Source organism: Reichenbachiella sp. MSK19-1, from assembly GCF_003590315.1.
GTDB classification, from domain to species: domain Bacteria; phylum Bacteroidota; class Bacteroidia; order Cytophagales; family Cyclobacteriaceae; genus Reichenbachiella; species Reichenbachiella agariperforans.
On sequence record NZ_MIER01000015.1, the window covers coordinates 32,216 to 44,277 of the forward strand.

Here is a 12,062-nt window from a genome sequence, read left to right on the forward strand (position 1 = left end):
TAAATACGCAATTCTAATAAAATAGTATCCACACAGACTCCTTCCACTTACCTGAAACCTGCACTATTTTACCCCTGCATTAGCTATCTCTTGTTCTATCCACACAAAACTCATCCTGTAACAAAAAAGGAGTACTTGCTTGGCAAACACTCCTTCCTTCATTCATTTCAAGTAGCCAATACTTGTTTACTTCACTACCAATTTTTGTACAGTAGATTGTTGCTTATAGTTGATTTGAAGCAAATAAACCCCATGTAGTGCCTGAGTCGAAAATTCCAATTTTGCTGTACTGACCGTCCATTGTTTTAAGATTACCCCTTGTATATTCATCAAGCTCACCTGCTTATCTCCGTCATGCTCACCAAAATTTACAGTTGTATACCCCTCTGCTGGATTAGGATAAACTTGTACTGAATTAACAATGACTGGCTCATTACGGTCTGTGATTCGTGCACCGCTACAGCCTCCTAAACTTGTCCATCCTGCACAGACACCAGGCACACATCCACCATTCTTGATGCCACTTGTCCACTTTACTTCATACAAAGTATCATTATACATGACTTGCTCTCCTTTACTATAGGCTTTGGCTTCCCATTCTGCTACACCACAGCCTACGTTAGCACTCGTCACGCTAATCATAACACTCGCCGTATATCCACCTTCTTCAGTTGTCACAGTAATCGTAGCATTACCATCAGACTGTGCCGTCACTTGACCATTTGCATTGACGCTAGCAATGCCACTATTGTTTGATGCCCATGTCACCTGTTTGTTCGTTGCATTACTAGGCATAACATTCGCACTGATATTGGCGGTCTCTCCAGCAGTCAAAGACAAGGTTTCAGCATTCACAGCTATTCCTGTGACAGGCACATCTGTAGGAGGCGTAGTTGTCCCTCCAGTAGACAAAGTAAAATTGTCGCAAGACGCATCGTGAGCACTCCAAAACCAAAACCTGTAAGATTCCTCGGTTGCTCCAGTCGTAAATGTAATACTACGTTGCTGATACGAAGTACTGGTAAACTCGGCGTTCTCAACAAGCTCATTAGTGATGGCTTTGGAAACACCCATAAAAGCACTCGTACTTGCAGCAGCTACCTTACCATATGCTGTTACGGTGTAGGTTGTATTGGCTTCTAGTGTTACAATCTGAGCCACACTGGCATTGGATACCGTAGCACTATAATCTCCATTTTGGGTGCCGGTACTCACCACCCCATTGGTTCCTGACCCAGCTCCCCAATAATCTAGCCCTCCTGTTTCAAACCCTGGGTTACCGAGCTCTCCCTTAGGAAGTTGTGGGTTGCTACTCGTACCCGTTTTCTCCCAAACTCGGACATAATCCACATACATCGACGTAGGCATTTCAGCCAACAGTGCATTTGCCTCTGGATCCGTGAGCGGGTTGATAGCGTTATTTCTATTGTCGTAAAACTGAACAAATGGTTTTCTCAACCCTAAAGACAATGTCACATTCATCGGGCGATTCCAATAGGTATTGGGTTTTCTGCCCACCTCTACACCATCTACATACCAGATAATCTCGTTTTCGTTGACCTCACAACCGTAAATATGAAAGTCATTGCGAGGATCCCAAGGAGCTCTCCATTTATTGAGCTGCTCTTCTGGATATTGCTTCGGTCTACGCCATTCACGAGCGCCATTCCTTTTGACCACAGCGTGCAGGTTGAGATCCATATCTCGGACATCATCTTGATGCCCTTCGTACCAGTCGAATTGCTGCAGTTCTACTACGTCAATTTCGGAATAAATAGTCTCTCCCTCTGGTGCACTGTCATCAAAATTGCTAAACAGCCAAAAAGAAGGACAAACACCAGACCCAGACAATGGCGAACCTTTGATTTTCGCCTCAAAATACCCATAGGTAAAAGTGTTGTAAGACTTGAGAATACCAGACTTAAAATAAGTCCCCTGCGCTGGCACGTTTCCCGCATTGTGACTCATAGTCAGCTCAGCGATACCATCTTCCACCTTTACATTGTTGGTATTGTCCCAAAGCCATGACGAGGTATTGGGTAAGTTTCCGGTTCGAATCCACTTGGCCCAATCGGGCGATCCACCGTTAAATTCATCCGAAGCGCTCCACCTGATTTCCCAGGTATCGGAGGGGTTTTCGGTTTTGGCTGGTAGCTGGGCATAGGTCTGTGACCATACAACCACCAGCATAAGTAGTGTACTTAAGTAATGTTTCATCATGTTATAGTAATTTAGTCTTGGCTCTGACCTGTTCGGAATAAGAGTCATCCCACCATTCGATCCTTTCTCAATAGATCATTTAAAAAGTTGGTAAGAAATAATTTAGCGGTACACCTCGTACTAACCAACCCAGAGCACAATCATTTATCTAACTCAATATTAGACAGATACAACAAAAACCATAAGGTAACATTTACCTCTACCATACACTATCTTACCCTGTAAGGTGATTATTGTTTGACAACCTTAAGAGTCTCACCTGCGTGCTTTAGCAAGTAAACACCAGAGGGAACACTCGATACATCTACCACTGGCATAGTCGATGGATAGTCATCGATAGACCACTCTCTAACCAAAGTACCTGTCAAGTCATATAGAAAGAAAGAGCTTGATAGGATCACAGGCTTGAGGTTCAACAGATCGGTGACAGGGTTTGGCCATGCAATCAAATCAGCAATACGCTGACGAAATTGTACTCTTAGCACTTCAGACCATTTTACTTGTCCGTCAAAATCAACCTGTTTTAGTTTATAATAATGTGTACCTGACACCGTGGAGATGTCCGATACTTGATATTGCTGAGGCACATTGGTGGTTCCCATTCCATCGACTCGGGTGACTCTGCTCCAACGATCACCATCTTTGGATCTATACACCTCAAAATAATCATTATTTAACTCCGAAAAAGTCTGCCATACAATCCGTACATCATTGCTTTCCTTGATCACATCAAACCCATACAACTCCACAGGCAAGGGAGTCTCTCCAGCATTAGCGGTACCAATTGTAAACTCAGAATTGTTGACCAAAGCAGTAACAGAGAAAAAGGTATAATATCCAGAAATCGCATCAAAAACTGCTCCAGCTATGGGTGTCTCATCTGCAAACTGACCATCCTTGTCACTATCCACTATTAACCTAAGATCGTCAGGATCCACAGGCCCTAAACCTGACAGATCCCACTGTAGATCTACACTACCCACATCAATTTGCGTACTGGAAGTGTTCTTTTCACTCACACTCCAAATGCGCTCAAACCTAGCTGCTACACCACTCGGCACATCTGTCGCATTAACTGCCTCAGCCTTCAGACCATTGTGCCCCCAGATTAAAAATTCTCCATCATTCAAATCCGACGGATTGAACATTCTCACCATGCCAGTACCCATAGCGTCCAGTAGCTGGTCCGAACCTATCCTCCCTATACCAGCCACATCAAAATCATACCCTAAATTATCCCTGGTGTACAAATTATTCTCATAGAGTGGTAGGTCATATTTAGCAGAGAGGTAATTTTCCACCAAAAGTTTTTCAACCTCATTGACTGGAGATGAAAAATGGAGAATCTCTGAGATATCGCCTCTAAAATATCCTTCAGAAATAGAATGTCCGCCTATAGCACCTACGCCATCTGTCCATGAAGAAGCTGCCCCTAGGGTTTGTGTATCCTCTGCTCTGCCACCTTCGTAGAGTACGGACGGGCTACTACCCAGATAGTCCACAGTGATTATGCCGCCGCGAGGTTGTACATTAGTATTAAGCAAATGATTATTAGTCCCATCAAAATAGCGAGCAGAAAAGCTAAGGTTCCCATCCATCTCTAAAACAAAAGCCTGCCCCCCTCCACTTATATTGAGTACTTGATCTTCGAATGCACCACCTAAGTATGATGAAAAGAACACTACAAAATAACTGCCTGATCCATAGGTAGCCACATCGAATAGCAACAAGTCATTCGTTCCATCAAAGGATACCGCAGGCTGTCCATTAAAAACAGCCTCTGAATAGAGGGGCTTCATCGCTGCGTTGGCCTGGCTGGCATAGCTGGTAGTAGATGAGGAAGACAAGTCCCCCCATCGGGTTATAAAATCGCCTCCCTCGGCCATTGTCAGACCTTCATCGCTGTATGCATCTCTTCCCGCATCAAACCACATATTTAAATGTATTGTACTTACTCCTCCTGGGCCATTGGAGATCTGAGCATTGGTCAAGTTACAACCTAACAATAGGACAATGTTTAACAAGTATTTCCAAAACATCATTCAACACTTTATCATATAGAATTAGAACAAATCCATCTACAGTAAACACCAATGAACATTATAATGCCTGTAGATTTCAATTTACCTTTATAGCGTAAGATTTACCGATCCTCTTATCTGACTAAAATGATTGATTAAAGCTTCTTCGTCTTGCGCTTGAATATGTGTCTTGTCCAGCAGTGAGCTCCCCATGCCCACGCCTACTGCACCAGCCTCAAAAAAGCTTCTGATGTTGTCTAATGTAACTCCACCTGTTGGTAATAACTTGATCTGATTCAAAGGAGCTAGCACGTCTTTGATATACTGAGTACCCAGCTGTGTGGCTGGAAAAACCTTAACGACCGAAGCTCCCAATGACCAGGCATGGTAGATTTCACTCGGAGTATAGGCACCCGAGAAAATCGGTACCTGTACTGCTACAGAAGCTGTGATCACCTCCTCGTTGACGACCGGTGTGACAACAAATTGTGCTCCAGCGTCTAGAGCCTTTTGTAAGTCATCGCTACTACAGACCGTACCAGCCCCGATACACAGCGTCGGAAACTCCTCCGCTATCGTAGCGATGATCCCTGTAGCTCTATCAGTATTCATTGTCACCTCCAAAGCATATAAGCCAGCCTTTTCGTAGGCACGAGCAATCATACGTACCTGATCCAAACTCATACCTCGTACAATTCCTACAATAGGTGCTTGCTCAAAATCGCTCCAACTAAATTTATTTATCAGCATAATGATAATGGTTAAATATTTTGCGCTGCCCCAGTAAGAGCGCTTGTTGCTGTGCAGAGTCATCAAGTAAAACATACTGCTCTGCCGGCAGAGTAAATCCAAGTGCCAAGCTATAAAGCATATAGAGAGACCTAGGTGCAGCTAATATCACTTTGTGCTTACACCATTTGAGTGAGGACAGCTCATCTCCGATCAACAACCCACTTAGGTAAAAAAAATTCTCCTCATGACTATTTTGCTCTAGAATATCTCGTGCTCTGGTCGAAAACAACCCTGAGCTCATCTTTCCGTCCAACCCGCGATACACCCCTTCTTCATAAGCCGCCTTATACGTTGAGCACCATTTGGATGCTTTTACAGACTTGGCTAGCAAGCTGTTGTTACATAGCATAGCAAACAACTCCCCTGTCATGTACGTATTTAGACTAACGTATTGCCCCTTTTTATAATGAATGTGTTTACTGTGAGTACCAGGCAATAACAAGACCGCATCATCACTCTTTGGCATATAACGCTCTAATCCTATTGCCTGAATTTCTTCTCCTCTCATCATACTCAACTTGCTCTTGGCTCCTGAGATGAGTAGCATGTTCATCGACTTAGAAAGAGACAAATGTTCCCACACCAGGTTCCCCCCATCCAAATCTATCGGCAGCTCCGCATAAGGTAGCTCCTTGATGCCAATATTGGAGGATGCCATTCCTGCGGTCACAATCGTATGATTCCGATTTGACTCAGGTAGTTTCTGGAGTTGACTTTCTAAATACCTAACAAAATATTCACTACGACACCCCTCCTTTCGACGTTCAAATTTATCACTCATCACCTTCACCCCTTGATCACTTCGAACTTCTTCGAGTATCTGCAATGAATTGTAATCAATCAAACGCAACCTAAAATTGGAAGTACCCCAATCACAACTAAGAAAATAATCAGGCACCCCCATCAAACATTCAAGGCTTTGGTCACACGTTTTCGAATCAAATAATCGTCCAAAGCATAAGTTGAGCAATCCACACCAATTCCACTATTCTTCACTCCACCATGTGGCAGGTAGATATCATACTTCACTCCATTGATCTGTACCTCTCCAAATGCTAGATTCTCTTCAAAATATTCCTGCTTTTTCAAATCTCTGGTGAATACATATGACGCCAACCCCGCATCGGTATCATTGGCATATTTTAAGGCATCTTCATCTCTTGAGAAAGGTACGACAAGCACCACAGGTCCAAATACCTCCTTCTGCAAAACAGGTGCAGTAGGATTATCCAAAACAATGACCGTCGGAGCATAATAATACCCCACATCGTACAAAGGTTGTCCACCAGTAACCACTTTCCCGCCTTGTGCTTGTGCTTCTTTGACCAACTCGTCTACCTTAAAGACGGCTCTCCGATTGGCCAGTGGTCCCATGTCTGGCTGATTTTCTCTCCCAAACCCCACCTTGGCCTTCGAGAGTTTATCTTTCATCCCATGGACAAATGCATCCATAACAGACTCATGCACGAAAAATCGATTGGGAGCCACACAGATCTGACCACTGTTGCCCAATTTGAGTGCCGACCCAATATTGACTGCAAGTTCCAGATCAGCATCTTCGAGCACGATGAAAGGTGCATTGCCCCCACACTCCATGCTGTAGCGCTTGATAGACGTCTTACTACTTTGTCCAATGAGTTTCTGAGCGGTTTCTGTCGATCCGATCATCGTGATCAGTTTCGGGATGGTACTTTCACACAACGGAATTCCAACATCCATCAGCTCTCCGCTAAGAATTGTAATTACTCCTTTAGGAAAGTCTATTTCTTCACATATCTCACCAATCAAATAAGCTGAAAGAGGAGAAAACTCCGAAGGCTTCAAAACAATACTACATCCAGCAGCCAAAGCTGGCCCAAGCTTGAATCCCAAATTGAGCAACGGGAAATTGTATGCCAAAAAAGCTACTACTACCCCTAAAGGCTGTTGAAGCATATGGTGTGTGTGCGTACCTTCTTGATCGGCGATAGGAATGATGTCTCGTTTTTGGATTTCATCCGAATAAAATGCCAAGGACTTGACAATACTTGTCACATCCTCTTCGGTTCCTTCCCAAGTCTTGCCCATCTCGTGCATGATGGCCTCTCGTAACAAGTCTTGCTTTTCAACCAGTTTGTGACGTAGCTTATCAATCCACTCCAAGCGCTCCGAAAGCGGCAATTTAGACCAATACTCAAAACCCTTTTGCGCACTTGTCAAGGCTCTTTCAGTATCTTCTCGACTAGCCCATGCCAAGCTAGCTATTGATTCTTCTGTCCCTGGGCACACTACTTCAAAAACCCCTTGATGACTGGACTCACACAGCTGTCCATCTATGTATAATTTCTTATGACCGAATTTCAACGATTGACTCATTTTCTATAGATTCTTTGTCCAAAAACTCTTCTAATTTATCTTCATTCACTTCTACGCCCAAACCTGGAACCTCTGGAACTGCGATGATCCCCTGATTGACGACTACCTGATGAGCAGTCAACTCATCTCTCAGTGCATTTTCAGTTCTATCTAGCTCCATCGTCGGCAAATCATCGAACATCCTGCCAGGGTTCTTGTCGAGATTGGCTACTAGGTGTGTCGCAGCACTGATTGCAATGCCCGTGCCCCATGTATGTGGCACCAAATCCTTGTTATAGGCAGAAGCCAAAGTAGCGATACGCTTTACTTCAGTAAGCCCACCTGCCGCACAAATATCCGGTTGTGCAATATCCACGCTATTGTGTTCAAACAATCTTTTGAAGCCAAATCTAAGATATTCACATTCCCCTCCAGCAATTGGAATTGTAGTTGCATTTCGCAATCTTTTGTACCCTTCATAATCTTCTGGGGAGACAGGCTCTTCGAACCACGCAATATCAAATTGTTCTGCTCTTCGAGCCAATTCGGCCGCCTCATGATAGGAATAAGCATGGTTTGAATCAATCATCAGCTTCATTTCAGAACCAATCCCTTCTCTAATGGCAGTTATGTACTGTAGATCTTGTTCTATTCCCAGACCCACCTTCATTTTCGTCGCTCGGAATCCTTGTCTTTTGTACATTATCGCTTCGTCTACAAGTTTTTGTTGCAAATCGTCGGCCTCCTCAAAATACAACCCCGTCGCATAGGGAGCAATGTAGGGATTCTTGACCCCACCTAACAATACCGATACAGGAGCCTGCAGCAGTTTACCTTTGATATCCCACAGCGCAACATCAATCGCACTCAGTGCTGCCTGAAAAGTACCGCTACGAGCGAAATCCATCGAGCGCAAATACATCTGCTGCCATACTACTTCGTGTTCTAAGGCCTTCATCCCAATGATGAATGGTGAAAAAAATTCGACTCCCGCCTTCACCACCTGAGCTGGACCGTACCCTTCACCCCAGCCATAAGTACCATCTTCTAGAGTCACCTTGACGATACATATTTTTCGAGTATCATACTTCCATTGTGAAAAATAGAAGGGCACTTCCAACTTGTTAGTGACCACAAAGGGTTCTATCTTTTCTATCTTCATGTTTCTTTCTTTAGTAGTTGGCGTATCCCAAAATGCAGATCGCTACAATCAAAACTGCGAGACCGATCAGTAATACGGTAAAAGGTTTTTTTGCATTCTTCCACTCCCCAGCACGGTACGCCCATATATTGCTGATGATCAATGCCAAGCCAAGCAAAATAGGCCAACCGATCACAGGCCCTAAACTCCCCATCAATGCCGCTCCTTGGCCGTACACACCCAGTGCCGCAAACCAAAACACCCCAGCAACTATCGCCCAACGATAAGCCTTGGCACTGTGCTCTGCTCGAAAAGAAGACCATGTTTTATTTTTTATCAATTGAAAAAGTGCATACCCACCATTCATCACGAAGGCCCCTGTCAGAACCACAACCCACGCTGCTAAACTTGCGTTTTGAGTACTGACACCATAGTTGTCCACCGCAGCATGTATGATAGGGGTAGCATTCGAAAACCCTACATTCAAAAACGCCGACAACACACCACTAGCGATGGCAATCATTAGCCCCACAGCAATCGACTTCCCTCCTGTATTGACACTTTTTTGAAGGCGGTCTCGCTGCACACCCGCTACCGCGGTGATAGCTACACCTACCAACAAGATCATCACTCCTACTAGGATCAAACCAAACCCTGATTGCTCAGTAGCATTCTCCATTTGAAACAATGGTATCACACTACCCATCGAAGCAGCCAACCCCATGACGATACCATAGGTAATCGACACTCCAGTATAGGATACACTGACCCCAAACATGATTCCTCCTATTCCCCACAGAAAGCCAAAAAACATAGCCATCCATAAAACAGTAGAATCAACGGTGAAGATAACCTCAAGCAAATCGGGAACGACAAGCAGAGCCCAGCCTATCGGCATGAATACCATCGCTACGAAGGCATGTACTAGCCACCATGCCTCCCATTTAAGAGGAGCCATGTATTTCATACCTATCCCAAAAGATCCTTGAAAAAAACTAGCTAGCAGTACCAACAGCAAAGGCAACAAAGTAATATCCATAGTCATTCATGTTTGTTGCAAAACAACATACAATGAACAAAAATCTGTTGACGGAAATTACCCCGTACCTAACCTATATTACCCCTAACTACTACTAGAAGTTGGTTGAGTACGAATAAAGAGCTAATAAATGACCAGTTTGAACACAAATCACAATGACTTTCTGTACTGCTGCGGTGTTTGTTTTAACACCTGTTTGAACTGCTTGTTGAAGTTGGTGATAGAGCTATATCCAACTTTGTAGCAGATTTCCGATATGGGCAATTCCTGCTGAATGAGCAGACGGGAAGCATTGCGAACCCGCACTTCATTGAGAAATTGGGTAAAAGATTTGTTGGTCATCCGCTTGAAAAAACGGCAGAAAGAATTGGTCGTCATACAGGCCACATCTGATACGTCCTGCAAAGTGATGCTCCCGCTGTAGTTGTCCGAGATGAACTTCAATACATCATCTAATCTATCCGAGTTGTCACTGGTATACTGGCGCATATCCGACGAAGACAACAATGTCTTGTCAGGAGTCGAGGACAGCTTGCACAACAGATCCAATAAGCGCACGGATTGTTCGGCTGGGTTAAGTTCGGTGATCCCTATGATACTACTTTGCAACTTGTGACTTATCCGTTTACCAAAACAGACCCCAAACTTGGACATGGACAGCAATTCAGAAACAGGTGCAAATTCAGGAAGATCAAAAGTCTCTTTGCCCAAAAAATCTTGGGTAAACTTAATGACGATGGTCTTGACTTTTTTCTCTGTATCCTCCTCTCCATAATAAGAGATATCGTTCCTCCAGAGGTGTGGCAAATAAGAACCTACCAACACCAGATCACCAGGAGTAAACTGCGAGACACTATCTCCTACGAATCGAATACCCGAACTACGAGAGATATAAATGAGCTCAAACTGAGCATGATAATGCCATGAAGAATCCAAACAAGGTACCTCCTTCTTAGTAATATTTAATCTTTCGTTGAGTGTATCAGACTCTTTTAGCACCAGCTTCATCAAGGTAAAATTATATATTTCTTCTCCTATTTGGATAAAAACAAAATATAATATACACAGAATTGTTACTTATTGACTTATTCAATTAGATACTGTACGCTGCCTAATAAAACCCTAAATAATCATACATATAACTAAGGAGTCCAATTGGATCCGTCAAGAGTATACCTTTTCGATGGTTGACATTCTGTCTTTCGGCATTCTCTTTCTCTCGCATAAAGTAGACTAGAAGTATGAAGATCAGCTCATGGTCTTACTCAATGATTTTAAAGTTTTGTACGTGGATTTTTTGGACAGTAGATTCAATGTAAACTTCCGCACATAATAGCGCAGTATCCCAGGAATCTCAAACATCGAAACCTCACCACCAACCCCTTCTATAAACTCGGATCACTCCGTATTGCTGGGGGAGAGATAGTAGATCACTTCCAAATTCGTTCTTGTTTACCCCCCCTTTTATGAGTCTTTACTCCCCACAGGCACCGGCTGTATAATCCGTAATCCCCATACAACTAGCCACACAAGCATTGCTATAGGTTTTGTCATTGCAGCCACATACAGGGCTGTACACGTATGGGCAGACACATGATATATCTATATCATCCGTCTCGTTGCATCCGCTACTATCATCCTCCCGACAAGCGATCAGGGAAAATGACAAGAATATAAGTATCATCCAGTTTTTCATATCTCTATGACCCCTTTGGGGCAAAAAGGGTTGGATACATCAGCAAACTAACTCCCGTACCCCTCCCCTTGACAATCTCAGCAAAAAACACAAACTTGGGACATCAATACAATAACCTGCGTTCGATTTTAACTTTCATTAAAACCATGTCTGAAATGCATCAATCGTACCTTGTCTTCAAGCCAGACAGTCCATACCTCAGGAAAATAAACGCTTCCTTTTTACATCGCCAAAACATGAAACAAATAGCCATACTCCTCCTAGGGATCTTCGTCGTATCCTGTAGTCCTAACAAAAAAGAAGTTCAAAACACAACAGCAGACTCAACTGCAGTGGTAGAAAGCACCGAACACTTCGACTGGCTACTCGGTCAGTGGAGCCGGCTAAACGAAGAGGAAGGCAAAGAAACCTACGAGCACTGGGACAAAGTCAGCGATACGGAGTATGCAGGCCTAGGCTTCACGATGCAGGAGGCTGACACCATCTGGCAAGAAAATATGCGCCTCGTCAAAGTTGACAAGAATTGGGATCTGATGGTACAATCCCCGGGAGAATCCGAACCTACGGTATTCAAAGGTACGGACCACAGTGCTACTGAATTCACCTGTACCAACTCCAAAAACGACTTTCCCAACACGATCAAGTACTGGAAGGATGAAGACAAACTATCGGCTCTTGTTTCGGGAGGAGATCTCAGTATATCCTTTGCGTTTGAAAGAATGAGTCTTTAGCCAAAGGGCTCTACACAGCTTAGGTTAAGACCTACTCCACTATCCTCTACACATACTGAAGAAGATGGTATCCATATCACATCAGTAC

General features: G+C 43.7%; 10 protein-coding genes. 1 reads left to right on the plus strand and 9 read right to left on the minus strand.

Features of this window, described 5'->3' with window-relative positions; genetic code table 11:
* Positions 1-186: 186 nt before the first annotated feature.
* From BGP76_RS08610 to BGP76_RS08650, 9 genes are all read right to left on the minus strand, one after another.
* Entirely contained in the window at positions 187-2,220 is a 2,034-nt protein-coding gene (locus BGP76_RS08610) for an Ig-like domain-containing protein (protein WP_158584175.1), read from the minus strand.
* Positions 2,221-2,450: 230 nt separating this feature from the next.
* Positions 2,451-4,226, minus strand: a complete 1,776-nt coding sequence (locus BGP76_RS08615; RefSeq protein WP_147407427.1) for a T9SS type A sorting domain-containing protein — start codon at positions 4,224-4,226, stop codon at positions 2,451-2,453.
* A gap of 123 nt (positions 4,227-4,349) precedes the next feature.
* Positions 4,350-4,991 (minus strand): bifunctional 4-hydroxy-2-oxoglutarate aldolase/2-dehydro-3-deoxy-phosphogluconate aldolase, encoded by a 642-nt coding sequence (locus tag BGP76_RS08620; RefSeq protein ID WP_119844363.1) that lies wholly within the window; start codon positions 4,989-4,991, stop codon positions 4,350-4,352.
* Positions 4,978-5,937, minus strand: coding sequence for a 2-dehydro-3-deoxygalactonokinase (locus BGP76_RS08625; RefSeq protein WP_119844364.1), 960 nt, complete (start codon positions 5,935-5,937; stop codon positions 4,978-4,980). Before BGP76_RS08625 ends, BGP76_RS08620 begins: the two co-directional genes overlap by 14 nt.
* The gene (locus BGP76_RS08630; RefSeq protein ID WP_119844365.1) at positions 5,937-7,388 is read right to left on the minus strand and encodes an aldehyde dehydrogenase family protein; all 1,452 of its coding nucleotides are present in this window, start codon (positions 7,386-7,388) and stop codon (positions 5,937-5,939) included. Before BGP76_RS08630 ends, BGP76_RS08625 begins: the two co-directional genes overlap by 1 nt.
* Positions 7,360-8,529: a mandelate racemase/muconate lactonizing enzyme family protein gene (locus tag BGP76_RS08635; RefSeq protein WP_119844366.1), complete on the minus strand. Its 1,170-nt coding sequence runs from the start codon at positions 8,527-8,529 to the stop codon at positions 7,360-7,362. The genes BGP76_RS08630 and BGP76_RS08635 overlap by 29 nt, the downstream gene beginning before the upstream one ends.
* A gap of 10 nt (positions 8,530-8,539) precedes the next feature.
* Positions 8,540-9,547: an L-rhamnose/proton symporter RhaT gene (locus BGP76_RS08640; protein WP_119844367.1), complete on the minus strand. Its 1,008-nt coding sequence runs from the start codon at positions 9,545-9,547 to the stop codon at positions 8,540-8,542.
* Positions 9,548-9,697: 150 nt separating this feature from the next.
* Positions 9,698-10,555: an AraC family transcriptional regulator gene (locus BGP76_RS08645; RefSeq protein WP_119844368.1), complete on the minus strand. Its 858-nt coding sequence runs from the start codon at positions 10,553-10,555 to the stop codon at positions 9,698-9,700.
* Positions 10,556-11,021: 466 nt separating this feature from the next.
* Positions 11,022-11,231 (minus strand): hypothetical protein, encoded by a 210-nt coding sequence (locus BGP76_RS08650; protein ID WP_119844945.1) that lies wholly within the window; start codon positions 11,229-11,231, stop codon positions 11,022-11,024.
* Positions 11,232-11,479: 248 nt separating this feature from the next.
* Between BGP76_RS08650 and BGP76_RS08655 the strand changes: the two genes are divergently transcribed.
* The gene (locus BGP76_RS08655) at positions 11,480-11,974 is read left to right on the plus strand and encodes a DUF6265 family protein (RefSeq protein WP_216010096.1); all 495 of its coding nucleotides are present in this window, start codon (positions 11,480-11,482) and stop codon (positions 11,972-11,974) included.
* Positions 11,975-12,062: the final 88 nt, after the last annotated feature.